This is a genomic window from Halolactibacillus halophilus (assembly GCF_900115605.1).
Lineage (GTDB): Bacteria > Bacillota > Bacilli > Bacillales > Amphibacillaceae > Halolactibacillus > Halolactibacillus halophilus.
This window is the reverse complement of sequence record NZ_FOXC01000022.1, coordinates 1-25055: the sequence shown is the minus strand read 5'-3', so window position 1 is coordinate 25055 and position 25055 is coordinate 1. Positions and strand designations below refer to the sequence as shown.

General features: G+C 40.9%; 18 protein-coding genes, 1 pseudogene and 1 riboswitch. Of the genes and pseudogenes, 13 read left to right on the top strand and 6 right to left on the bottom strand.

From position 1 onward, the window contains the following. Window positions 1–64: 64 nt before the first annotated feature. Window positions 65–1009 (bottom strand): DUF4349 domain-containing protein, encoded by a 945-nt coding sequence (locus tag BM098_RS08530; RefSeq protein ID WP_089832383.1) that lies wholly within the window; start codon window positions 1007–1009, stop codon window positions 65–67. 305 nt (window positions 1010–1314) lie between these two features. Here BM098_RS08530 and BM098_RS08525 point away from each other — a divergent pair, with 305 nt between their 5' ends. The 5 genes from BM098_RS08525 (at window position 1315) to argF (ending at window position 9349) form a co-directional block, all read left to right on the top strand. After that, a complete protein-coding gene (locus BM098_RS08525; RefSeq protein WP_089832381.1) occupies window positions 1315–2574 on the top strand; it encodes an argininosuccinate synthase in 1260 nt (419 codons plus the stop codon). Next, window positions 2571–3983, top strand: coding sequence for an argininosuccinate lyase (gene argH / locus BM098_RS08520; protein ID WP_089832379.1), 1413 nt, complete (start codon window positions 2571–2573; stop codon window positions 3981–3983). The genes BM098_RS08525 and argH overlap by 4 nt, the downstream gene beginning before the upstream one ends. 155 nt (window positions 3984–4138) lie before the next feature. Beyond that, entirely contained in the window at window positions 4139–5215 is a 1077-nt protein-coding gene (locus BM098_RS08515) for a carbamoyl phosphate synthase small subunit (RefSeq protein WP_089832377.1), read from the top strand. Beyond that, window positions 5208–8408, top strand: a complete 3201-nt coding sequence (gene carB / locus BM098_RS08510; protein ID WP_089832375.1) for a carbamoyl-phosphate synthase (glutamine-hydrolyzing) large subunit — start codon at window positions 5208–5210, stop codon at window positions 8406–8408. Before BM098_RS08515 ends, carB begins: the two co-directional genes overlap by 8 nt. After that, complete coding sequence (gene argF / locus BM098_RS08505; RefSeq protein ID WP_089832373.1) at window positions 8405–9349, top strand: ornithine carbamoyltransferase; 945 nt, start codon at window positions 8405–8407, stop codon at window positions 9347–9349. The genes carB and argF overlap by 4 nt, the downstream gene beginning before the upstream one ends. Window positions 9350–9387: 38 nt before the next feature. On the opposite strand, the gene BM098_RS08500 is transcribed toward argF, so the two are convergent. From BM098_RS08500 to BM098_RS08490, 3 genes are all read right to left on the bottom strand, one after another. Beyond that, window positions 9388–11055 (bottom strand): methyl-accepting chemotaxis protein, encoded by a 1668-nt coding sequence (locus BM098_RS08500; RefSeq protein WP_089832371.1) that lies wholly within the window; start codon window positions 11053–11055, stop codon window positions 9388–9390. 157 nt (window positions 11056–11212) lie between these two features. Continuing rightward, window positions 11213–11839 (bottom strand): class I SAM-dependent methyltransferase, encoded by a 627-nt coding sequence (locus BM098_RS08495; protein ID WP_089832369.1) that lies wholly within the window; start codon window positions 11837–11839, stop codon window positions 11213–11215. A gap of 123 nt (window positions 11840–11962) precedes the next feature. Continuing rightward, entirely contained in the window at window positions 11963–12958 is a 996-nt protein-coding gene (locus BM098_RS08490) for an LLM class flavin-dependent oxidoreductase (protein ID WP_089832367.1), read from the bottom strand. Between the two features lie 229 nt (window positions 12959–13187). Between BM098_RS08490 and murB the strand changes: the two genes are divergently transcribed. The 5 genes from murB (at window position 13188) to ribH (ending at window position 17991) form a co-directional block, all read left to right on the top strand. Next, window positions 13188–14105 (top strand): UDP-N-acetylmuramate dehydrogenase, encoded by a 918-nt coding sequence (gene murB / locus BM098_RS08485; RefSeq protein WP_089832365.1) that lies wholly within the window; start codon window positions 13188–13190, stop codon window positions 14103–14105. A 79-nt stretch (window positions 14106–14184) separates the two neighbouring features. After that, window positions 14185–14336, top strand: a riboswitch (FMN riboswitch). 182 nt (window positions 14337–14518) lie between these two features. Beyond that, a complete protein-coding gene (gene ribD, locus BM098_RS08480; protein ID WP_089832364.1) occupies window positions 14519–15604 on the top strand; it encodes a bifunctional diaminohydroxyphosphoribosylaminopyrimidine deaminase/5-amino-6-(5-phosphoribosylamino)uracil reductase RibD in 1086 nt (361 codons plus the stop codon). 2 nt (window positions 15605–15606) lie between these two features. Further along, window positions 15607–16257: a riboflavin synthase gene (gene ribE, locus BM098_RS08475; RefSeq protein WP_089832362.1), complete on the top strand. Its 651-nt coding sequence runs from the start codon at window positions 15607–15609 to the stop codon at window positions 16255–16257. Window positions 16258–16269: 12 nt separating this feature from the next. After that, on the top strand, window positions 16270–17463 hold the full coding sequence (locus BM098_RS08470; RefSeq protein ID WP_089832360.1) for a bifunctional 3,4-dihydroxy-2-butanone-4-phosphate synthase/GTP cyclohydrolase II: 1194 nt from the start codon (window positions 16270–16272) through the stop codon (window positions 17461–17463). A gap of 63 nt (window positions 17464–17526) precedes the next feature. After that, window positions 17527–17991 carry a 6,7-dimethyl-8-ribityllumazine synthase gene (gene ribH / locus BM098_RS08465; RefSeq protein WP_089832358.1) on the top strand — a complete coding sequence of 155 codons (465 nt, stop codon included), beginning with the start codon at window positions 17527–17529 and terminating at the stop codon, window positions 17989–17991. Between the two features lie 107 nt (window positions 17992–18098). Here the strand turns inward: ribH and BM098_RS08460 are convergent, their stop codons facing one another. Together BM098_RS08460 and BM098_RS08455 are read right to left on the bottom strand one after the other, a co-directional pair. Beyond that, the gene (locus BM098_RS08460) at window positions 18099–20120 is read right to left on the bottom strand and encodes an ABC transporter ATP-binding protein (protein WP_089832357.1); all 2022 of its coding nucleotides are present in this window, start codon (window positions 20118–20120) and stop codon (window positions 18099–18101) included. Then, the gene (locus tag BM098_RS08455) at window positions 20117–21865 is read right to left on the bottom strand and encodes an ABC transporter ATP-binding protein (RefSeq protein ID WP_089832355.1); all 1749 of its coding nucleotides are present in this window, start codon (window positions 21863–21865) and stop codon (window positions 20117–20119) included. Before BM098_RS08455 ends, BM098_RS08460 begins: the two co-directional genes overlap by 4 nt. Window positions 21866–22596: 731 nt before the next feature. Between BM098_RS08455 and BM098_RS08450 the strand changes: the two genes are divergently transcribed. From BM098_RS08450 to BM098_RS08440, 3 genes and pseudogenes are all read left to right on the top strand, one after another. Further along, window positions 22597–22845 (top strand): DUF1858 domain-containing protein, encoded by a 249-nt coding sequence (locus BM098_RS08450; RefSeq protein ID WP_234987461.1) that lies wholly within the window; start codon window positions 22597–22599, stop codon window positions 22843–22845. After that, complete coding sequence (locus tag BM098_RS08445; RefSeq protein ID WP_234987460.1) at window positions 22842–24122, top strand: DUF438 domain-containing protein; 1281 nt, start codon at window positions 22842–22844, stop codon at window positions 24120–24122. Before BM098_RS08450 ends, BM098_RS08445 begins: the two co-directional genes overlap by 4 nt. Window positions 24123–24420: 298 nt before the next feature. Further along, window positions 24421–25055, top strand: a pseudogene (locus BM098_RS08440) (IS200/IS605 family accessory protein TnpB-related protein); the annotation flags it as partial.

Here is a 25055-nt window from a genome sequence, read left to right as displayed (position 1 = left end):
CTTGAACATCAAGGACAGGTGCTTTTCTTTCGAAAATTAATCTTTGTAAACAATCTATTATATACTACTGATCATGATCTTGTTTATCTTCATTGTTATGTGGGTGGTGAGATTTCGGCTGTTTTTTATAGCGGTGTCTTACAAATAACCCAATGACAGAAGTAATCACAATAAAGATCATAATCACTGGTAAATTACCGACAATGTAGACAAACAGATCAGAGAAGAAGATAATGACCGCATCATAACTTCTGACCCACTGGTCTTTGGTGCGTTGCCAAATATTTAAATCGCCATCTTTAAGTGTGCTGACTTCCTCTTCTTGTAACCGAAGATCGACAGTCGCATAGTCAATTCGGTTATCGAGATAGTTTAATTGACCCGTCAGGCGTTCAATTTCAAGTTGAACATTCGCTAAGTCACGCGAGATTTGGAGTAAGTCTTCTGTTGATTCAGCTTCTTCCATAAAGGTGAGTAACCGTTCTTCTAATTGTTTTTGTGTGTTGAGTCGCGTTTCTAAATCGACGTATTGATCGGTGACATCTTGCCCTGAGATGGCGTTGTATTCGACTTGGAATAAGTCTGTTTCAAATTGATTTAAAAAGGTTTGTAAGTTTTCAGCAGGAATCCGAATCGTAAAATAACCAGACCGTAAATGCGCATCGTACCGATGCGTTTCTTTATTAAGGATATAACCATCGACGCGGTTTGTTTCCTCTTCAATAAATTGTACTGCCGTATCATACTTACGGGTGGTGAGTTCTAGGTTAGCATTATACATAATCTTCCGATCTGTTGTATCAACCGGCGCATCGGTTTCACCGTCTTCTATCGGTCCCTCGGGTCGAATGCCTCCCTCATCATATGCCTCTTGCTGGGCAGCATCATCTTCAACAGCCGTATCCATATCACTGATCGTATTACTTTCTGATTGATTATCATTTGAACATGCAGCGATAAAGATAAGGGTAAAACTAAATAATAATAAAAGCCATTGTTTCTTGTTCATGCTTAACGCCTCCTTTTAAGTATTTCGCTACTATATCAGTCGTCTGCTGTCGTTTAAAAGTTTCAATTTTTAAAAAAATATACATATTATCGCATAAATATTAATCTTTATGTATATCAGATAGAAATCCGCTTTCATCCTAATGTTAGGCTGCGATGTTATGACTGATAATATACTATTCCCTAAAAAGAATAAAAAAATCCGCAAAAAGGGTTGCATTATTATTCTTTCTATTGCATAATAATACACAAGTTAACCGAATCGATTGAAAATAAAATCATTTAAATAAAAGGGAGCGGATCAACATGGCAAAAGATAAAATTGTATTAGCGTATTCTGGGGGATTAGATACATCAGTGGCAATTAAATGGTTACAAGACCAATACAATTATGATGTCATCGCAGTAGGGTTAGATGTAGGAGAAGGTAAAGATTTAGAATTCGTAAAGAAAAAAGCGATTGATGTGGGGGCAATTAAATCTTACTCCGTTGACGCAAAAGAACTTTTCTCAGAAGAATATGTGTTACCAGCACTTCAAGCGAATTTATTATATGAAGGTAAATATCCACTAATTTCAGCCCTGTCAAGACCTTTGATCGCAAAGGTACTTGTCGATATCGCCGAACAAGAAGGTGCTGTTGCGGTTGCCCACGGTTGTACCGGCAAAGGAAACGACCAAGTCCGGTTTGATGTTGCCTTTACGGCACTTAACCCAAATCTTAAAATCGTGGCTCCGGTAAGAGAGTGGAAAATGACGCGGGACGAAGAATTAGCTTATGCTGAGAAACATGGTATTCCTGTACCAGTTGGTAAAGAAAGTCCATACAGTATTGATCAAAACCTATGGGGAAGAAGTAATGAATGTGGTATCTTAGAAAATCCATGGGCAGAAGCACCAAAGGATGCGTTTGAATTAACAACCGATCCTGTTGATGCAGCTGATACACCAGAAACGATTGAAATTACCTTTGATCAAGGAAAGCCTGTGGCGATAAATGGGCAACAGTATCCTTTACATGAACTGATCTTAGAATTAAATCAAATCGCTGGTAAGCATGGGGTTGGTCGGATTGATCACGTTGAAAACCGGTTAGTTGGGATTAAATCAAGAGAGATTTATGAAGCACCCGCAGGTGTGACATTAATTGCGGCCCACCAAGAACTTGAAGCACTGACGTTACCAAGAGAAGTATCACAATTTAAACCATTGATTGAACAAAAATTTGCGCAATCTGTTTATGACGCCTTATGGTATTCACCACTGACAGATGCTTTAAAAGCCTTTATCGCCGAAACACAAAAATATGTTTCAGGTGTTGTAAAAGTAAAACTTTATAAAGGTCAAGCAATGGTTGTTGGAAGAAAATCTGACTACTCACTATATGACTTAGATCTTGCGACTTATTCAACAGGTGATCAGTTTGATCATGATGCGGCACTTGGATTTATTAAGCTGTGGGGCTTACCGACACAAGTCCATGAAACAGTTACAAAAGCGCAACAAACAAAACCAGAATCGATGACAAAAACAACAGTCGATATAAAGGAAGCGGTCAAACAATGAAACTATGGGGCGGACGATTCACAAAACCAACCAATGAATTAGTCGATGAGTACACGGCATCCATTAGTTTTGATCAAAAGTTGGCGACGTATGATATTTTAGGGAGCCTTGCTCATGTGAATATGTTAGCCTCAGCTGGGATCATTGAAGCAGATGAACGTGATACGATCGTCGACGGTTTAAAGAAAGTCGATGCATTAATCAAATCAAATAAAGATGTTTTAACAAAAGAAAATGAAGATATTCATATGAATGTGGAGAAGTTATTAATTGATGAGATTGGTCCAGTTGGAGGGAAGCTTCACACCGGACGGAGTCGTAACGATCAAATTGCACTAGATATGCGTCTTTACTTACGAGATCAAGTCGTCACATTAGTCGAATTATTAACGACACTACAAACGGCTTTATTAAACCAAGCAAAAGCGCATACCGATACAATTTTACCAGGGTATACCCACCTGCAGCGGGCGCAACCGGTGTTATTTGCCCATCATTTACTCAGTTATGTGTTTATGTTCCAGCGTGACGTGGAGCGGTTGATGGATAGTTTTAAGCGGATCAATAAATCACCGCTTGGTGCTGGTGCCCTCGCGGGCACGTCGTTCCCGATTGATCGTCACTTCGTGAAGGATGAATTAAACTTTTATAGGATTACGGAAAATAGCTTAGACTCTGTCAGTGACCGTGACTTTGTTGTTGAATTTTTATCGGATGCGTCCCTTATCATGATGCACTTATCACGGTTTTCAGAAGAGCTTGTGCAGTGGTCGAGTCAGGAGTTTAACTTTATTGAGTTAGATGACGCTTTTTGTACTGGCAGTAGTATGATGCCACAAAAGAAAAATCCGGATGTACCAGAACTTGTCCGTGGTAAAACCGGACGCGTGTATGGTCACTTAATGGGTATTTTAACGACATTAAAAGGCTTACCACTCGCCTATAATAAAGATATGCAGGAAGATAAAGAAGGTATGTTTGATACCGCTGAAACATTAATTGGTGCGTTAAGCTTATTTAGCCCAATGGTGGAAACAATGACGGTGAATAAAGAAGTCATGTATGAAGCTGTCGCAAAAGATTACTCGAATGCGACAGACTTAGCCGATTATTTAGTTACAAAAGGTTTACCATTTAGAGAAGCACATGCGGTGGTTGGTGAAGCGGTGTTAAGCTGTATCGACAATCATAAATATTTACTTGATTTAACGCTAGCAGAATTTAAGCAATTCTCTGAAGTCATTGAAGCCGATATTTTTGAAGTTTTAGATCCACTGGCGGTTGTCAATGCTAGAAAAGCACACGGTGGAACGGCCAAACAAAGTGTCGAATGGCAATTTGGTGAAGCAGAAAACTATTTGAGTGACACAACGATTTGGTTAGAAAAGATGGCGGAACTTTTATCATAACAACAGACAAACTAGCTTCGGCTAGTTTTGTTTCGCCTACCGATGTATAATTATTAGTCTTAATGTATAATTATTAATGTAGACAACTGTCGAAAGACAGCTTTTGAATAGCGGATAAGCGATGGAAGTTACATATGAAAGGACGGGGATAATAGATGCAGACGGCCTATTTAATTTTAAATACCGGTGATGTGCTAGAGGGGACATTTTTAACTGAAGCGACGACAACTGAGGGAGAAGTGGTATTCAATACATCAATGATTGGCTATCAAGAAGTGATGACGGACCCATCATATGAGGGGCAACTCGTGACTATGACATACCCATTGATTGGGAATTATGGTTGTAATGGAGATGTAAAAGAAAGTGACCGTTTTGGCGCAAAGGCACTTATTGTTCAAACGGTCAGTCATTATCCTGACCACCCAACATCTACCCATACACTAAAACAACTTGCTGAAAAAACAAAGGTGCCCATTATTTATGGTGTCGATACGCGCCACTTAACCAAAATTATTCGTACCCATCCAAATGTTTTCGGCAAAATTTCAACGAACCCAGATGAAAAAGTAACGATGACGAAGATTGACCCAGATGTCGTCAAAAAAGTATCAGTAAAAGACGTGCAGCATAATCACAGTTACAGCAATCGTCACCCCCATATTGCTGTTATCGATTTTGGACAAAAGAAATCAATCATTGATGCTTTAACTGCTGCGGGAGCAAATGTTTCACTCTGCCCATATCACACGACAAAAACTGAGCTCGATCAGTTAGGTATTGATGGGGTTGTGCTTTCAAATGGGCCAGGAGACCCCGTTGATTGCCTCAGTCTCATCCCTACCGTCCGCAAGATCGCTGATCACTACCCGAGTTTTGGTATTTGTCTTGGCCATCAACTGTTGGCGCTTAGTTACGGGATGCAAACGAAAAAGTTAGTCTACGGCCACCGCGGGGGCAATCATGCGGTAAAATCAAGCATCACCGGTAAAGTCTATATGACATCTCAAAACCATGGCTATGTCGTCTGTGAGGATACTGTTACGAATGAGTTTGATATTCTCTTTACGAATGTCAATGATCAATCAATTGAAGGACTACAACATAAAACAAAACCAGTCACATCGTTTCAATTCCACCCCGAAGCACATCCAGGTCCAACGGACACAATGCACTTGATTGAAGCGTTTGTTAGAGATGTGGCGAAGAAGGGGGCAATTGTCTATGCCTAAACTAGAGGCGATTAAAAAAGTTCTTGTTATTGGCTCAGGCCCCATCGTGATTGGTCAAGCAGCTGAATTTGATTATGCTGGGACCCAGGCCTGTCTTGCCTTAAAAGAAGAAGGTATTGAGGTTGTGTTGGTCAATAACAATCCGGCGACTATTATGACCGATGAAAACATCGCCGATCATATTTATATGGAGCCACTCACCGTTGAAAGTTTAGTTGAAATTATAAAAATAGAACGACCAGATGGGCTACTTCCGACACTTGGTGGACAAACCGGTCTAAACTTAGCCGCAAAACTCACCGAACACGGTGTATTAAAGGACAATAACGTCACCTTACTCGGTACGCCGCTTGAGACAATTGAGCGCGGGGAAGACCGGGAACAGTTTAAAGCGATGATGGAAGATTTACACGAACCAGTTGCGATGAGTCAGACGGTTGAAAATAGTGAGGATGCCTGCCAGTTTGCCGACAAGATCGGTTATCCAGTTATTGTGAGACCTGCTTACACACTAGGTGGTGCGGGTGGTGGAATTGCTGATTCTAAAACAGAGCTACTGACGATTGTAAAGAATGGTTTAAATCAGAGCCCGATTCACCAAGTCCTCATCGAACAATCGGTGAAAGGTTGGAAAGAGATTGAATATGAAGTGATGCGGGATGATAATGATACAGCGATTATTATTTGTAATATGGAGAACATTGATGCAGTTGGGGTACACACAGGTGATAGTATCGTTGTTGCCCCGAGCCAAACGTTAACCGATTACCAACATCAAATGCTAAGAGATTCATCACTTAAGGTGATTCGTGCTTTAGGGGTGATTGGTGGATGTAACATTCAATTCGCACTAAACCCACTGACAAATGATTATATTATCATTGAAGTCAACCCGCGTGTTAGTCGGTCAAGTGCGCTTGCATCTAAAGCAACGGGTTACCCGATTGCTCGGATTGCGGCAAAACTGAGTCTCGGCTATCGCTTAGATGAAGTCCTTAATCCGATCACAGGAGATACGTATGCGAGCTTTGAACCCGCGATTGATTATGTAGCACTAAAATTACCACGGTTTGCGTTTGATAAATTTCATCAAGCCAATCGCCATTTAGGTACGCAAATGAAAGCAACCGGTGAAGTCATGTCACTGGGACGTAATTTCACCGCAGCTTTAACGAAGGCGATTCGGTCAATGGAAATTAACCAAGTTGATTTCCACCGTCCGGCATTAGGTGCGTGCACAGAGGCTGACTTGATTGAGGCTTTAGAAAACCCAACTGATGAACGGTTGTTTTATGTGATGGAAGCACTAACCCGAGGTATGAGTATTGATCAATTACACCACCATACCCAAATCACCCGTTATTTCTTACATGAGTTTAAAATGTTGATTGATTTTGAAGCAAAAGTAAGCCAGTATACGCTTGAAACCGTCCCAACAGACATCCTTATTCAAGCAAAAAAATATAGTCTTAGCGAAGTGACGCTCGCACGGCTCTTAAAGACAACGGTAAGCGTGGTACATGACTATTTAAGTGAACATAACCTAACCGCAAGTTATAAGATGGTTGATACGTGTGCTGGGGAATTTGAAGCGAAAACACCGTACTTTTATAGTTCTTGGCTTGAATATGATGAAGTGACGCCACTAAATAAGCAACAAAAAATTGTGGTCTTAGGTTCTGGACCAATCCGAATTGGTCAAGGGGTTGAGTTTGATTATTGCTCAGTACATGCGGCCCTTTCGTTAAAAGACCAAGCGATTGAAGCCATTGTTATTAACAACAATCCTGAGACAGTCAGTACTGATTATTCAACGGCGGATCATTTATATTTTGAACCACTAACCGCAGAAGATGTTGAACAAATTGTCTTAACAGAACAAGCCGACGGTGTATTGATTCAATTTGGTGGCCAAACGGCTGTAAATCTAGCTGAAAATCTGCATGAACGAGGCATCAAGCTTATCGGTACAGACATTAATAATATTGATGTCACCGAAGACCGGAAGCAATTTTATCAGCTCTTAGATGACTTAGCGATTCCGCATATTCCCGGAACAACGGTGCATTCGTATGAAAAGGCAAAAGAAACAGCCAAAAATTTTGGTTATCCGGTGCTTCTGCGCCCGTCTTATGTGATTGGTGGTCAAGGCATGGTTGTCCTAGAATCAGACCAAGCCTTAGATCAGTATCTCGATCAATTATTACAAACGGAAACATCAAATAAAGTCTTCCCGTTGTTACTCGACCGCTATATTGAAGGGAAAGAAGTAGAAATTGATGTGATTTGTGATGGTGAAGATATTGTGATTCCAGGCATTTTTGAACACGTTGAAAAAGCTGGCGTGCACTCAGGAGATAGTATGGCAATTTTCCCGGCGCCGCATCTTACGCAGCAACAAGAAGCCTTGATTGAAACGTACACGAAGAAATTGTCGAAAGCTCTTGATTTAAAGGGACTAATTAATATTCAGTTCGTTTTAAGTGAAGATGAGCAAACACTCTATTGCTTAGAAGTAAACCCAAGAGCATCACGTACCGTCCCAATCGCAAGTAAAGTCACGGGAATCGATATGGTTGATTTAGCGGTCAGAACCCAGCTGAATCAGTCATTAAAACAGCTTCATCCAACCTTAGGTCTACAGTTAAAACCAGCCTTCTATGCGGTAAAGATGCCGATTTTCTCACATACAAAGCTAAGTGATGTCGACCCGTTACTGCAACCAGAAATGCGTTCAACTGGTGAGGCAATCGGTCTTGGTGACACGGTTGAAGCGGCGCTTCAAAAAGCTTTCGGTTATAAAGAAAATCAGTTTATGACAATTGACGAAGCTGGTGGGATTTATGTAGGATTACAAGACATCGATAAAGCATTAATCAACCAGTTGGCTCAAGTGGACGGGATCTGTTATGCGAACGATACGGTTAGTGAAAAGCTTATATATAACGGATTAACCCGTGTCGTCTCGGTCACGGAACAAGAAGCAACCCGCTTGCTTGATAATGGTACAATTAAATGTGTAGCTGACCAACAATCGGCAGTGATTCGGTTAAAAGCGTTAAGTGAAGGGGTTATGGTCTTAAGTCGAAATGAAACATTGACAGCTTATCTTAAAGCGAGAACTCAGACACCGACCTTACCAAAAACAATTCAATCTTATCGACAAATGATACAAGAGGAGGCTAATGTATGAGTGTGAAGGACCAATTGAAGGGTAGAAGTTGCCTCACGTTATTTGATTATACAACGGAAGAATTGCGTTATCTGTTAGATCTTGCTAAAGAGATTAAGCAAAAACAAAAAAATAGGGAAGTGTATCACCCGCTAAAGGGCAAAGTACTCGGGATGATTTTTGAGAAGTCATCGACACGGACGCGCGTCTCATTTGAAACCGGGATTTATCAACTCGGGGGTACCGGCTTATTTCTAAGTTCAAAGGACTTACAGCTAGGACGCGGCGAACCGATTAGTGATACAGCGCAAGTGCTATCCGGATACTTAGATGGCATCATGATTCGGACTTTTAAACAAGAGGATGTCGAAGCGCTCGCACATTATGGTGCGATTCCAGTTATTAATGGACTGACAGATGACTATCATCCGTGCCAAGTCCTTGCGGACTTACAAACGATTGAAGAAGTGAAAGGTCAATTAGAAGGTTTGACGCTGACTTATATTGGTGATGGAAATAATATGGCTCACTCACTGATGATTGGCGCAGTCAAAATGGGGATAAATTTTAAGACAGCAGCCCCTGAAGGTTACTTACCAAATGAAGCTATTGTCGAACGCGCTAAAGTGATCGCAAAAGAACAAGGCGTGAGTATTACGATTACAACGGATCCAAAAGAAGCAATGATCGGTAGCGACATTGTTTACACAGATGTTTGGGCTTCAATGGGACAAGAAAGTGAACAACTTAAGCGTGAAGCTTTATTTAAAGATTATCAAGTGAATGAGGACCTCGTGTCTTTTGCAAAAGATGATTATCTATTCTTACACTGTCTGCCAGCTCACCGTGGTGAAGAAGTGACGGCAGACGTGATTGATGGGAAACATTCTGTTATTTTCCAAGAAGCAGAAAATCGCCTCCATGCGCAAAAAGCCTTGATGGTAGCGTTAATGGCCGATTAATATACGAAGAAGATAAAAAGCACCCGCGGGTGCTTTTTTTAGCTTTTAAAACTATCAATCAATGACTGCAAAGCTGTCGCAAAACTTAAGATATTTGCCCCTTCCTTATGAACCATTGCTGTTTCTTCTTTATGACTAATCGCGAGCTGGGACATACCGGCGGTATGTTGATGATTGTCTTCGGCGATTTGATCAAGTTTTCTTGAGACATTGGTCAGTTCATTAAACCGTTCAAATAACGCAGACACATCCTGCTCAATGACGTGAATAGACGCTGTTTGCTCCTTGATCGTGTCTAGTAAACTATCAAAGGCATCCGTTGTCTGTTTCATTGTCTCAACATGCCCTAAATGATGTTCTACGAGTAAATCACTCGTTGAGACAGCTGACGTGGTCATCTGTTTCGTTTTAGTCATGTGATCAAACATATTAACGGTAATCGCTTTTGTTTCTTCAGCAAGTTTACTCACTTCTCTGGCAACAACCATAAAGCCTTGTCCTTCTTTACCAGCCCGGCTCGCTTCGATTGAAGCATTTAATGCTAGTAACTTTGTCTGGTCAGAGATTATTTGAATAGCCCCGGTTAAGTTATATGTATGGTTGACTTGTCCGAGTACCTCATGTAGCTCTTGCTGCATCGAAGTAAGCTCTGTTTTAAACGTGGCGAGTTGTTCGATTAAGTCATCCAATTCTTTTTTACCTGTTGAAGAGGCCGTATTCATTGATTCTGTGAAATGGAGTGTCTCACTTAAATGATCTTTAGAAAGTTGTAAGCTAGTCGTTGCAGCGGTGACGATTGTTTGAGTCCTTTCCGTATGAGTTCTTGTCACCTCTGCACTTTTTTCCACTGCCCGGGTTGTTTCTGTTAGTGTGTGTGAACGGTCAATCATCTGATCGGATTCTTTTTCTAAGTGCTGGCCACTTTTAGTTAAATCGTTAATCGATTGTTTAAGCTGAGAAAAAATCGTGTCGAGTTCATCAACCATAAAGTTGTAACTCTCCGTTAAACTTTTAATTTCTGGTGTATATATTTTCTTTAAAATAAGCGGGCTAAAATCTCCGGTGTGAATCCGTTCCATCCCTGCTTTTAGTTGCTTGAGTGGTTTTGTAATATTTTGAACGAATAAGACAGTTAGGACGCTACCTAAAATCATCCCGGCCACGCTAATGATCACTGTTGTCGTCCGCATCGTCACAATCGGGGCAAGGTAACTTGTTTCAGGTACAAGCAGTAAATAATTGGCCTCGATTTCTGGTAAATAGCGCTTGGCAATTAAATACGCTTTGCCATTAATGGTTTGTTCAAACACCCCGTCCTCTTGTTCTGTAATAGTTGTAATGACAGCATCTGATGGTGTAAGGTTTTGATCTTGACTTGTTTTAAATGGCGTAAAGTTCCCATCAGCTAGACGGTAATAAAAAGAGGTTAAACCATCTTTTGTTAGTGTTTGTTTTTGTTCATCAATCGTGCGCTCGAGTTGTGAATAAAAATAGTCGTAATCACTAACATACACAAAATCTAAGTTTGCCGCAATATCTTTAATCATATCTGTCTCACGAGCGAGACGGTTTTTTGTTGTGCTTAAGAGTTCGTCTTTACTCATCGTATAGTTGACTGTTCCTACCACAATGGTAGTGATTGATAAAATAATGAGCATCATCATTGTTAGCTGTTGTCCCATTGTTAACTTCTCTCTTTTAAACATGCGATCCCCCCTACTTCTCTTATAGGTATTTTAGTGGATAGATGTGAAGTGAGTATAAATTAAATGTATGGTTTATGTAAAATTTTATCTCTAACTGTATCGATACGAAATAAGCGTCCGGCTGAGAGAGTCAGTCGGACGCTTGAGATTGATCGTATTATTTTGTTAAGACGAGTATGCCAAGGGGATAATAATCAAGGACAGGGTCTGATTCTTTTTGAATCAAGGCACCTTTTTGTAAGTAATAGTCAATAGAAGTGACTTGTTTGTCGCTAAACAGCGCCTTAAATTCATCTGGTGTAATTTGATGCACATGAAAAGGCGAACCACAAGGTTCTCCTCGCCCGGCGCCAAACGGTGTCGACATGATTAATACACCACCAGGTTTTAATAAGTCATAAGCGTTAGTTAAAAAGTTTGTTTCTGCTTCAATATGTTCAAAGGTCTCAAAACTTGTAATTACATCAAATTGTCCCCATGTATCAACTAAACATTCTTCCGCTAAGTCAGCTTGGTGAAACGACGACTTCGGATGATAATAGTTTTTTTTAGCATAAGCTATTGCCTGGTCATCAATATCAAGACCAATCACTTCATCAATGACTTTCTTTTTCTTTTTCGCAATAATATGGGTACCAAAGCCAGAGCCTGACGCCATATCGAGTACCCGTCCTTTTTTAATAAAAGGTAAGGCAAAGTGATACCGTGCAACGTGTTCAATTAATAATTCATTAGTAATCAACATTTCTTCTGGGATCACGCGCTCTCCCGTATCTTCTAACATAGTATGTCACCGCTTTTTTAAGATTTTGTCCTACAAAAGTATACCGTATTTTACATATGCTTTAAAGTAATGAATAAGGTTGTATCAACAAAGTAGCGGATTAGCAGCTTGTTAAAAATATGGTTAGCTTAATAGCGTACTTAGTCTTTGATAAGAGTTTAATCGGTCGGTTTGATCGTATAATAACGATGTTGCCATTACCTCATCAATGGGTAAGTCCTCAATGCGTGAAGCAAGTTCTGTTTTAACAGTTGAAAGTGAACCAATAATACTACCATCGAGAGAACGCCTGATGGCTGCTTGTTCGTGCGGTGACACCTCGTCTGTTAAATCGCGCGGTGGTTGAATTGGTAAAGACTTCGACCGAATCATATTAAGAAAGAGTTGTTCCATTGAACTAAATAAAAGTTGCGCTTCTTCATCGGTTTCACCAGCAATGACATTGAGTGCTAAGATTGTGTAAGGTTCTGATAAGTGTTCGGATGGCTTAAAGTGATCGCGGTAAAGCGTAAGGGCTGTCTTTGCCTCGCCTGGTGAAAAATGACCAGCAAAAGCATAGGCAAGCCCCATCTCAGCAGCAAGCTTGGCACTGAAGGTACTCGAGCCTAATAAGAAGATCGGCACGTGTTGGTTCTCAGCTGTCACTGCCCTTACCTGATTTTTAGGAGAGCCGTTAAAATAATGCTGAATCTCACGGATGTGTTCAGGGAAAGCGTGAACATCGCCCCGGCGCAAAGCTCTTGCGGTTAGTTGATCTGTTCCTGGAGCGCGTCCAAGTCCTAAATCAATCCGATTGGGGTGTAGAGCACTTAAGAGACCAAATTGTTCCGCAACAACAAGTGGGGAGTGGTTTGGTAACATCATCCCACCAGAACCGAGCCGAATCGTGTCGGTATGATTAGCAATTTGATTAATAAGGAGTGGCGGAGAGACACTCGCACTAGAGGCGGCATTATGGTGTTCTGCTACCCAGTAACGATAATAACCCCAATCTTCTGCGTGTTGAGCAAGTTCGACAGAATGTTGTAAGGCAACGCGAGGTGTTTCTTGGTCGTTTAACGGTGATAAATCAAGAATGGATAATGGGACGTGTGTAAATGTTTTATTTGAATGTGTCATGACACTCTCTCCTCTTTATATGTTAGGTATAGTATGGATGCTACGCCAAGCAAGCAGAAACGTCAATGAAATAGCTTTGTAAAGGTGATAAAACAGAAAAAATAAAAAGATAGATATTTGCCTCATATATTGTAAGAGTTATATTAGTGTATAGGCAATGGATTTAATATTATAGTCAAGTTGTTTCTGTTATAATAGGTGAAGAATGTTGAGATAAAGGATGAAGAGTATGCGATTAGCTGAAGAAATAATAAATAAAATGATCAATGATTTACCTAGTGTAGAATTACATTTTAATGAACCAATGGGACAATACTTATATACCAAGTTAGGTGGGCCGGCAGATGTCTTTGCTTTTCCTAAGTCGATTGAGGAAGTACAAGCAGTCGTCCAAGCTAGTAGAGAGTACCAGCTCCCGCTCACGTTACTTGGAAATGGGTCGAACCTCATTATTCGAGACGGTGGGATCCGCGGGATAGTGATGAGTTTGTCTCACTTAAATACTATCACAGTTGAAGGTGATGTCGTGATTGCTGGAGGCGGGGCAACGATTATTGATACGTCTTATTATGCTCTTAAGGCCTCACTTTCAGGACTTGAATTTGCTTGTGGCATTCCAGGGACTGTCGGTGGTGCGGTGTTTATGAATGCAGGCGCTTATGGTGGTGAAGTGAAAGATTGTTTGGCTTCAGTCACTGTGATGACCAAAGTGGGAGAAGTGCTTGATGTGAAGGCATCTGATCTGGCTCTTGGTTACCGGACGAGCAATGTCGGTGAGAATAATTGGATTGTATTAGAGGCGCGTTTTGCACTCGAACAGAAAGACCGACAAGAAATTAAGGCGATAATGGATGACTTAACGCAAAGACGCGAATCGAAACAACCGTTAGAGTATCCATCATGTGGCAGTGTCTTTAAACGGCCACCTGGTCACTTTGCTGGTAAATTGATCCAAGATAGCGGTTTGCAAGGTAAAGGGATTGGTGGGGCGGAAGTGTCAACGAAGCATGCAGGTTTTATTGTCAATAAGGATCATGCGACAGCCAGTGATTATATTTCGGTAATTGAAATGGTTCAACAGACAGTGAAAGACAGCTTCGGTGTCACATTAGAACGAGAAGTAAGAATCATTGGGGAAGAAGCTTAGCGACCGTTATTTTTCTTTTGGTAAAAGCAAATGTCATGCATCCAATAAAAAAGTATGTTAGAATGTGAGCAATCGAATAGTAATCTTTTGGGGCAGGGTGTAACTCCCGACCGACGGTAAGAGGCGAACGACAAACCTTAAGTCCGTGACCCGGATCAATTAATGGTTGTGAAGGTGGATTTGGTGGGATTCCAAAGCCGACAGTGAAAGTCTGGATGGGAAAAAGATTAAACAAGAAATGACAATGTGCAAAAATACGTCTGTCTAAAAGCGGGCGAGGACTGTTTATTTGTTGATCATTTCTTTAATGTAAACACCCCAAGTCTTTTGATTTGGGGTGTTTTTGACCGAAAAAAAGATCTATTTGTATTTGAAATAATAAGGGTTACAAAAAATAAGAGAGGAGTGAAAGTATGAAAGATCAAGATTACATGGCACTAGCAGTTGAATTAGCCAAAGGAACCATTGGTCAAACGTCACCAAACCCTTCAGTCGGTTGTGTACTTGTGCGCGATGGCGTGATTGTTGGACTCGGAAGTCACTTAGTTCCTGGTGAAGGTCATGCGGAAGTATTGGCGATTCAGCAAGCGGGTGAAAAAGCAAACGGGGCTACAGCGTATGTCACACTTGAACCTTGTTCACATACCGGTAAAACACCGCCGTGTAGCCGGTTACTAATTGAAGCAGGTGTATCACGTGTCGTGATTGCAACTGAAGACCCGAATCCACTCGTGAGTGGTCGCGGGATTAACTGGTTAAAAGATGCGGGACTCTCGGTTGATGTCGGCTTAATGAAAGAAGAAGCGATTGCTTTAAATAAGATCTTTTTTCACTTTATGAAAGAACAGCGTCCGTTAGTGACGTTAAAAGCTGCGATGACACTTGATGGAAAAACAGCTACTAAAACGGGTGATAGCCGCTGGGTGACAGGAGAAGCTGCTCGAGAGCATGTACACCATCACCGGGCGAAACATGATGCGATTTTGATTGGTAAAGGGACAGCGGTAAAAGATAATCCAAGTCTCACCGTACGGCAACCGGAATACGGTAAAAATCCGATTCGGATTGTGCTAGCAAATGATTTAGATTTACCGGATCATCTCGCGTTGTTTCATGATGAACATAAAACGTATGTTGTGTGCGGGAAAGAAGCAAACACCGATTTATTTACTGATAAGCACCCTACAGTCAGTGTCATTCAGCTATCAAGTCAACGAGTAGAGATTCCTGAATTACTTATGCGCTTAGCTAAGTTGAATATTCAATCAGTCTATGTTGAAGGTGGCGAGACAGTGCATAAGAGCTTTGTTGAAAGTGGTTTTGTTGATGAGTGTCACGTCTATATTGCGCCTAAGTTACTGACGGGTAAAGATAGCTTTGGAGTGATTGGTGGTCAATCGCCAGAGTGGATGAACGATGCTTTCGCGTTATCATTTAAACAGGTGGAACGAATAGGTGAAGATCTCTTTATTAAAGCCTCTAAGAAAGTGGGGGATTAGTTGTGTTTACCGGAATTGTTGAAGAAAAAGGTACATTACAAACCATCACAAAAAATGGTCGTAGTCTTGTTTTAACCGTCGGTGCTGAAAAAATACTCGGTGATGTGCATATTGGGGATTCCATTAGTGTGAACGGGGTATGTTTAACTGTTACCCATTTTACTGATTATCACTTTTCAGTTGATGTGATGCCAGAAACCTACGAAGCTACAAATTTAAAAGATTTAACGAGGGGTTCCGAAGTCAACCTAGAGCGCGCCATGCACGCCAACGGTCGATTTGGGGGTCACTTTGTTTCAGGTCATGTCGATCACGTGTTGACAATTGAAAAAACGTGGCGCGATACAATTGCAAAATATGTCAAAATTACCGTGCCAACTGATAAGGCAAAGTATCTTGCTGATAAAGGCTCTGTTACGGTTGACGGGACCTCACTCACGGTGTTTCATGCGGATGAGACTAGCTTTACCTTATCACTCATTCCAGAAACGCAAGCAGCGACCATTCTTGGGGTGAAAGAAGCAGGTGATACGGTGAATATTGAATATGATGTCTTAATGAAATATATGGAACGTCTGTTGACGCATCAAAGTCATGAGAAGCAATCGTCAGGCGTAACGGAAGAAAAATTAAAAGATTTAGGGTTTTATTAAGGAGGGAGCAAGATGCATACGATTGAACAAGCACTTGAGGCATTAAAGCGTGGCGAAGTCATTATTGTGATTGATGATGAGTACCGGGAAAATGAAGGAGACTTTATTGCTTTAGGTGAACATGCGACACCTGAAGTGATTAACTATATGGCGACAAAAGGAAAAGGGCTGATTTGTACGCCGATTGAGAAAACACTCGCAGACAGGCTACTGCTTACAGAGATGGTCTCTAGAAATACGGATGACCACGGTACAAATTTTTCTATTAGTATTGATCATATTGGGACTCATACGGGCATTAGTGCTTTTGAACGATCACAAACGATTCTTGCTTTATTAGAAGAAAGTAGTACGCCAGTTGATTTTAAACGACCCGGTCATGTATTTCCGTTGATTGCCGACCCCGATGGGGTCGTGAAGCGACCAGGGCATACCGAGGCAGCGATTGATTTAGCGAAACTCGCAGGCGCAAAACCCGTTGGCGTTATTTGTGAAATTATGCGAGAAGATGGGCAAATGATGCGCACAAGTGAATTAAAAGCCTTCGCAGAAGCAGAAAGTCTGGTGATGATTACGATTGAACAACTGGTCGAGTACCGAAAAAGACATGATAGACTCGTGACGCGTGAAGCGAATATTCAGCTGCCAACGTTACGTGGTGATTTTAAGATGGTTGGCTATGTTGAAACAGTCACCGGTAAAGAACATGTCGCACTCATTAAAGGTGATTTAACGAAAGACGAAGCACCACTCGTGCGGGTTCATTCAGAATGTCTCACCGGTGATGTGTTCGGTTCAAAACGCTGTGACTGCGGACCACAACTTGAACGAGCACTTGAAACAATCGAAGAGCGTGGTGTAGGTGCTGTCATTTACATGCGTCAGGAAGGCCGCGGCATTGGGCTGATTAACAAACTAAAAGCCTATGAGCTTCAAGAACAAGGTTATGACACGGTTGAAGCTAATCACCAATTAGGCTTTGGTGCTGATCTACGTGATTATTCTATTGCGGCGCAAATTTTAAAAGATTTAGGGCTTGAAACAATCACATTAATGACGAACAATCCGAGAAAGCTAGAGGGTTTAACGCGTTATGGGATTAATATTAATAAGCGTCAAGCGATTGAAATTGCTGCGAACGAAAACAATGCAGACTACTTAAAAACAAAAAGTACGAAACTTGGTCATTTATTGAACAATCAATAATGAATAGGCATGGCAAACAGAAATGTCATATAAAAAATGATGAAAAACTAGGAGAGAATATACATGGTAAACACTATACAAAGCACATTAGTAGCCACAGATTTAAAGATTGGAATTGTTGTCGGAAGATTTAACGAATTTATTACCGGTAAGTTACTCGGCGGAGCAGAAGATACATTGAAGCGCCACGGTGTAAAAGATGAAGATATTACGGTTGCGTGGGTCCCGGGGGCTTTTGAGATTCCGCTCATCGCAAAGAAAATGGCCGCATCAAAGAAGTATGATGCGGTGATTACGTTGGGTACGGTTATTCGTGGGTCAACACCACACTTTGATTATGTATGTAATGAAGTGGCTAAAGGTGTCTCACAAGTCACTATGACAACAGATGTACCAACCATCTTTGGTGTGTTAACAACCGAAACGATTGAACAAGCGATTGAGCGCGCCGGTACAAAAGCAGGGAATAAAGGTGCGGATGCTGCTGTGTCAGCAATCGAAATGGCTAACTTAGTAAAAGAATTTTAATGTTTTCACATCGATATAAAGTCCGGTGACCTTTAGGTAGAATACTTAAAGGTCACCGGACTTTTTTCTATCTACAATTGAATTATCGTTGGATACATCTCAATTTCTTACATTACTTCGTCTATGCCAGCTTGCTGCATTTTATACATCTGATAATAACTACCTTTTTCATTTAGTAATGACAGGTGCGTTCCGCGTTCAATAATTTCACCCTTATTAAGAACGATGATTTGATCTGCGTGTTGAATCGTTGAGAGCCGGTGAGCAATTACGAGCATGGTCCGTCCTTTACTTAAAACATTCATCGCTTCTTGAATCATCATTTCTGTTTCAGAGTCGATATTCGCTGTTGCCTCGTCCAGGATAAGAATCGCTGGGTCAAAGGCTAAGGCGCGGGCGAATGACAGTAGTTGACGCTGTCCAGTTGAGAATTCATTTCCATTTTCACCAACGGGCTCATCATACTGTCGTGGAAGCTTTTCGATGAATTGATCAGCTCCGACAGCTTTTAGCGCTGCAATCGCTTGGTCTCGACTAATTTTAGGATCATTTAATGTGATGTTTGACAGTACGGTACCGGTAAAGATAAATGGGTCTTGTAAGACAATCGCCATATGTGTGCGTGTTTGTTGGCGGGTAAGTGTTTGGGTATCGACACTATCTAACAACACTTTTCCTTTACCAGGATCATAAAACCGAAACAATAAATTCATAACGGAACTTTTACCTGAACCCGTATGGCCGACAAAGGCCGCCGTTTCACCAGGTGCAACGTGAAAAGATAAATCATTTAAGATTGTCTCGCCTTTGTCATAACCGAAAGTGACATGATCAAATCTTACGTCACCTTTAATTCTAGGTAATGTTTCATCTTCAATCGCTTCAGTGTCTTCATCAAGTAATTGAAACACGCGACGGGCAGACACTCTGGCTTGTTCTAACTGCGGGAGTTGATTGACCATTTGCGTCATTGGTTCAAACAGCCGGGTTAAGTAATCAACAAAGGCATAGAGTAAGCCGGTAGAAACAAGCATTGTTCCTGTTAATGACTGGTTACCGAAGAACCAAATAAAGCTAAGGAACGCAATCCCACGAAGGACGTTCACTAAGTTATAAGAGGCAAGGGCCGACAAGGCCACCATTTTCTTTTGGAAGCGGTAATGTTTGTCATTGAGTTGCTCAAATTCATCCGCTCGGTCATTGGTTCGTCTAAAGGCTTGAATGATTGGCATTGTTTGGATTGATTCATTAATCGATGCATTAATATCGCTATTAACAGCACGAATGACATCATTGTATTGCCCTGCATACATCTTATAAAATTTCATAAACAACATGAGGAGGGGCAATAACACGAGACTTATTGTTGCTAAAGTCGGATTTAATAAATAGAGTGCAATCATAATCCCACCCATATAAATAAACCCGTTCACAAATGTTTCTAATACCCGAACATACAGTTCTTTAATGGCTTCGGTGTCATTGGTTACCCGTGCTAAAATCTTTCCAGCCGGCATATTGACAAAGTAGCGCATCGGTAAGCGCTCAACCGTTTCAAAGACATCATTCCGCATCGTTTGAATGATTTTATTTGCATGGACTTGTAATAAATACGTCTTTAAATATTGGAAGACGGAGGCAATTAAAATCAAGCCTAGATAAAGTGCTAACCAAAGCATAATGGGTCGGACTTCCGGTGCGAAAAACTCAGCGGCAGTGGCCGCAGATAATTTTTCCGCCTGAAAATTTTCCAATTCAGACATAAGTGACTGTCCATCTTCTGTTACAGTAAGTGTCTCACCAACCGGAACTGTACCTTCCGCTAGATAATAGGCGCGGTTAACTTGAACAAAGGTAAGGGTATTAATCACCACATCGTCCTCATCTAACCGGTCACTTCTTTTTAAGTAACGGTTGTCGAGTTCAATTGTGTCATTGTCATTATTGTCCGTGATAGCTACCCATTCGGTTTGTACACCCACGATATGACGATCAATTACTTGTTTGGCGATAAACGGTCCCGTCAGCTCTAAAGCAACCGCGATGATGAGGGCAATGAGTGCAAACGTAATCGTTTGTTTATTAATGAACAGATAACGTAATAAACGTTTTTCTACAGAGGCTTTCATTCAGTCTCCACCTCCTCAGTCATTTGTTGAATCATAAATTGTTCTTTGTACCAGCCATTTTGCTGCATGAGAGTCTCATGGGTTCCATGTTCTGTGATTTTACCGTCTGTCAGAACAATAATTTGGTCCGCATGGGTGACAGCTGATAAACGGTGAGCCGCAATCAAGGTTGTTTTTTGTTGGCGCTCTGCTTTTAAATGGTCAATAGTTGTTGCTTCTGTTTTACCATCAACGGCCGATAACGCATCGTCTAAAATTAGGATTTCAGGATCCATTAATAACGCTCGGGCTAATGATAACCGTTGTTTTTGACCACCCGATAATGTAACGCCACTTTCACCCACAAGCGTATCAAGTCCGTTTGAAAGGGCATCGATATCAGACTTTAACGAAGTTGATGTCAGCATCTTATTAATCACGTCATCAGAGACATGACCAACCCCAAATAAGAGATTCTCGCGTACCGTTTTAGAGAATAAAATGTGTTGTTGCGGCACGTAGCCAATCCATTCTCGTGTTGTATCAAGCGTTAATCGATCGATTGGGACATCATTAATCAGCAAGTGCCCGTCTGGTGCAGGATATTGTCTTAATAGTTGTTTAAATAATGTTGTTTTACCAGCGCCTGTTTTACCGACAATCCCAATCGTTTCTCCTTGTTTGATCGTTAAATCAATGTTTGTTAAGGCCGGTTCTTTTGAACCTGGATAAAGAAACGTTACGTCGTTAAATTGAATGACTTCTGGTTGATTTACATCAACCGGTTGGGTTGGTTCTTTCACGTCCGATTGTTGTTTTAAGACATGATTGACCCGGTCGAGGGACGCATTCCCGCGCTGCATCACATTAATCAGTTCGCCAATCGCAAACATCGGCCAAATCATCATCCCTAAATAGACGTTAAATGAGACCAGATCACCAATTGAAATCCGGTTGTCCATTACCATGATGGCTCCGTAACCTAAACCAATCGTGTAAGAAATTCCAACAAGAATCTTCATCGTTGGTTCAAAGTAAGCTTCCATTTGAGCGACGGCTTTATTTTTATTAAACACGTCGGCGGTTTTTTCTTTAAAACGGTTAAGATCGTGTTGTTCTTGTACGAACGCACGGGTCACACTGACACCACGAATTGATTCAAGCGTGTAGTTATTCAAATCACTAAATGCTTCCTGGGCATCAGTAAACCGCAGATGAATAATTTCCCCGTACTTATACACAATAATCGCCATAACGGGCATCGGAATCAGTGCCATAAACGTTAATGTCCAGTTCACCGTAAGGCCCATCATTAAAACAATTAAAGACATAAACACGGTTGAATCAACAAGTGTTAAAATACCAAAGCCTGATGTCATCATGATGGCCTTTAAATCATTGGTCGCCCGGGCCATTAAGTCACCGGTCCGGTTCTTACTAAAGAATCGAGGGCTCATCATGAGAAAGTGGCGCATTAACTTTGAACGGATTTGTCGTTCAAGCAACAAGGCACCGCTAAATAGCGTATAATCCCATAAAAACATAACCGCATAAGTTAAAACGATCAATCCGCCGTATATGAGTAGTGTCTCTGTGAGTGCATCTTTTGTCAGTTCGTTGAACTGAATGGCGTCAATCGCATTCCCGACAAGTCGCGGGGGAATGAGATCAAGAAAACTTGCAAACACGAGCGCAATAATTGCGATGAGGTACCGTAGCCATTGGTCTTTAAAAAACCAAGCTAATTTATTAAATACTTGAAACATGTGTCACACTCCTTTTTTAAACAAATCCTTATTTGACTAACCAAAGCCTTCCCCAGGTTTGTCATTTTTCATGTGTGTTCTTACTAACATTGCTTTTTTCCTCCTTTTCGTTAATGTTTGATTAAACGAAAAAAAGCACAGACATCCGAGACGTCTGTGCTAAACACGTACTCCAAGGGGGTACGCGTACGCAAAAAAGGTCACGAATTTGCTCGTGACCACATGGTTTAACGATGTGCTAAATACATAGGACAAGCCTACTTAACGCCACAAAATGTAACGATAAATATAGATAAGTCGAATTATTTAGAGAAACATCATATCAGCGGAGATCACGGTGAAATCATTTACTTGTGTCATACGTGTGGGGTGAGTAATAGGTGTGTTCATAATCGTGACCTCCTTTTCGCTTATTTAATCAATAATCAAAGTATAGTCTTATCAAATCTATCCGTCAACAGAAAAAAAGAAAAGAAGACAAAAAAATGCATATTGTCCCAATCTCATCATGAAAATGTGCCGATGATTATTCATGAAAAGTAGCTAACTCCGAAACAACCTAAAATTTGTTTATATACTTATCGGTAAAATATCAACAATTCGTCATATTTCGATCCGTTATAAAGGGCGTTAAAGTGTTACAATGAATGGCATAACGCACTTCATGTTAGTAAGTACAAACATAATGTTATTCAATAGATGAATTGTTATAAGATATAAACGAAGAGGACGTGAAGATTATCGACAATACAATAGATTTCCAAATACCAGTGTATGATGTGATTAAACAACACCCTGAGGTCAAACAACTCTTAGTTGAGTTTGGCTTTAAGCCGTTGACAGACAAAGCGATGTTAAACACGGCAGGGCGTTTAGTTAGTTTAAATCAAGGGGCGGGGAAGATTAAAGCAGATGTAACGTCACTTAGAAAAGAACTTGAGTGGAATGGCTATGAGGTAAAGGGAGTAGATGAAAAGTGACTTATACGAATGATAAAGAACAACAACGGATGAACATTTTAACGGATATTCTAACGCGGCTGCATCACGGCAGTACCCCAGAAGAGGTCCAAGCGGAATTTGATGAACATTTTCAAGGAGTGAGTGCGATTGAGATTTCTTTGATGGAGCATCAGCTAATTGAGAGTGAGAAGAATGATATTACTTTTGAAGATGTGATGGAACTGTGTAACGTGCATGCCAACCTCTTTAAAAATAAGGTCGATGGTGTGGGTGATGTCAGTGAATTTGAAAAACCAGGTCACCCGATTCACGTATTAAAGACAGAAAACCAAGCAATGCGAGCGGCGCTAATGCGAATCAATCGGTTAATTAAGAACATATCAGATGATGCGTTAGAGCCGGGGCTATTGCGAGGGTTGAAAAATCAGTTGGCTTTACTCGGTCAATTCGAACAGCATTATCAGCGAAAAGAAGAAGTTATGTTTCCGGTGATGGAAAAATACAATCACACAGCTCCTCCTAAAGTGATGTGGGGAGTGGATGACCAGATTCGGACGCTATTTTTCGAGGTGTTAACTCATCTGGATTCGATTTATGATACAGGTGTCACAGCATTAAAAGAATGTTTCGACACCTTTAGCCATGAGTTTACGGAAATGATTTTTAAAGAGGAAGCAATTATGATTCCACTAGTGCTAGATATTTTTAATGAAGATGACTGGCTTCATATTGCCGAAGACAGTGAACGATTTGGCTATGCGATTGTTGAACCAGAAGAAAAATGGGTACCAGAACGGGTCGACTTTGTGGAAGAAAAAGAAGCCAATCACTCTGAATCTCAAGTAGAAAAACCACTGGACTTAAACAATCTACCAGATACACAAGAGATCCCATTTGGACAAGGCTTTTTAACGTTAAAAGAAGTGAGAAAAATTCTTGATCTTATTCCGATGGAATTAACGTTCATCAACAAAGATGATGTCTTTAAATACTTTAACAACAGTATCCCAGATGAAGACAAAGTTTTCTTACGTGCACCGAGTGCAATTGGCCGTGAAGTAAAAAACTGTCACCCGCCAAAAAGTTTAGCGATGGTGCTCAAACTAGTTGAAGATTTACGCAGTGGTGTAAAAGATAAAGAACAGATGTGGTTTGAACGAAAAAACGGGCAATTTATTCATGTCACATACGTGGCCATTAGAGATGATGACGGTGCGTATATGGGTATATTAGAATACGTCCAAGATATCGCCCCACTTAAAGCACTCACGGGAATGAAACGAGGCCTAAGTTAAATAGAACCGAAGAAAAGCAGGTTATTCATCAAACTTATTAAGATTAGTAGTCTAACGCATCAATTGCTTAAGTTAATAGTATTAGGAAATGGTGCTTTCCGTCATCGTGTAGTTTGTGAAGCAATCGTATCATTTTTTAATCGCATTAAGGCGAGAAGACACCTTCCTCAAGTGCGTCAGCACTAGGTGGGTGATGAATCGTTTGTTTTGAATATTTTTGAAGTGACAAACATATATTCCACATGGTATAATTAAAGCACTAACAATGACCGTCACAAAAAAAGAGAGGGTGTATATCATGGGCATGAAGGCCATTTTTTCAAATCGCTTATATAAGCATAAAATCGACCCTGATTTTGTGCTGTCCACGGATCACACCCTCCGGGTGTTTAATCAAGCCAAACATTTTCGCTATCAAGCGGAGGTCCGCGAGCTTAGGGGCTCGAAAGCGAAAAGTTCCGTCTCCATCCATCAACGTTTAAAGCAACGTTACGGATTAAATGATTATTATGCGAACAGCGCTGTTCAAGAAGGACGCGCGCTTCTATCCGCACAAAAAGAATTAAAGAACGTGTACATGCGTAATAAAAAAGAACAAATCAGCGCTGTTAAAAGAAAAATAAAAGCGACGAAGGCGCGCTTGACGACACTTCAAAAAATAAAAGGCTCTTTTGTTAAAGGAACACCGATGTTCAATAAAACATCACGTGAACAACAAAAAGGGGCCTTTTTTGTTGTGACATATAAGTATTCCACACGCTTATTTTACTGCGCCTATGATTTTGAACATCAACACCTTGATGTTGAAATCAAACACCTAAAGTCTCGCTTAGGCCAATTGAACTTTAAGAAAGATCGATATGAAAAACAACAGACACAACTGGCAAGCAAAGTGGCAGGTGTGTGTTTTGGGAGTAAAAAACTCGCGCGCGG

Bases quoted from the DNA above. Each gene is read 5' to 3' on its own strand.
- BM098_RS08490 (WP_089832367.1), bottom strand. From the start codon at position 12,958: ATGACACATTCAAATAAAACATTTACACACGTCCCATTATCCATTCTT.
- BM098_RS08455 (WP_089832355.1), bottom strand. From the start codon at position 21,865: ATGTTTCAAGTATTTAATAAATTAGCTTGGTTTTTTAAAGACCAATGG.
- murB (WP_089832365.1), top strand. From the start codon at position 13,188: ATGCGATTAGCTGAAGAAATAATAAATAAAATGATCAATGATTTACCT.
- BM098_RS08515 (WP_089832377.1), top strand. From the start codon at position 4,139: ATGCAGACGGCCTATTTAATTTTAAATACCGGTGATGTGCTAGAGGGG.
- BM098_RS08530 (WP_089832383.1), bottom strand. From the start codon at position 1,009: ATGAACAAGAAACAATGGCTTTTATTATTATTTAGTTTTACCCTTATC.
- BM098_RS08500 (WP_089832371.1), bottom strand. From the start codon at position 11,055: ATGTTTAAAAGAGAGAAGTTAACAATGGGACAACAGCTAACAATGATG.
- carB (WP_089832375.1), top strand. From the start codon at position 5,208: ATGCCTAAACTAGAGGCGATTAAAAAAGTTCTTGTTATTGGCTCAGGC.
- BM098_RS08495 (WP_089832369.1), bottom strand. From the start codon at position 11,839: ATGTTAGAAGATACGGGAGAGCGCGTGATCCCAGAAGAAATGTTGATT.
- argF (WP_089832373.1), top strand. From the start codon at position 8,405: ATGAGTGTGAAGGACCAATTGAAGGGTAGAAGTTGCCTCACGTTATTT.
- argH (WP_089832379.1), top strand. From the start codon at position 2,571: ATGAAACTATGGGGCGGACGATTCACAAAACCAACCAATGAATTAGTC.
- ribH (WP_089832358.1), top strand. From the start codon at position 17,527: ATGGTAAACACTATACAAAGCACATTAGTAGCCACAGATTTAAAGATT.
- BM098_RS08470 (WP_089832360.1), top strand. From the start codon at position 16,270: ATGCATACGATTGAACAAGCACTTGAGGCATTAAAGCGTGGCGAAGTC.
- ribD (WP_089832364.1), top strand. From the start codon at position 14,519: ATGAAAGATCAAGATTACATGGCACTAGCAGTTGAATTAGCCAAAGGA.
- BM098_RS08460 (WP_089832357.1), bottom strand. From the start codon at position 20,120: ATGAAAGCCTCTGTAGAAAAACGTTTATTACGTTATCTGTTCATTAAT.
- BM098_RS08525 (WP_089832381.1), top strand. From the start codon at position 1,315: ATGGCAAAAGATAAAATTGTATTAGCGTATTCTGGGGGATTAGATACA.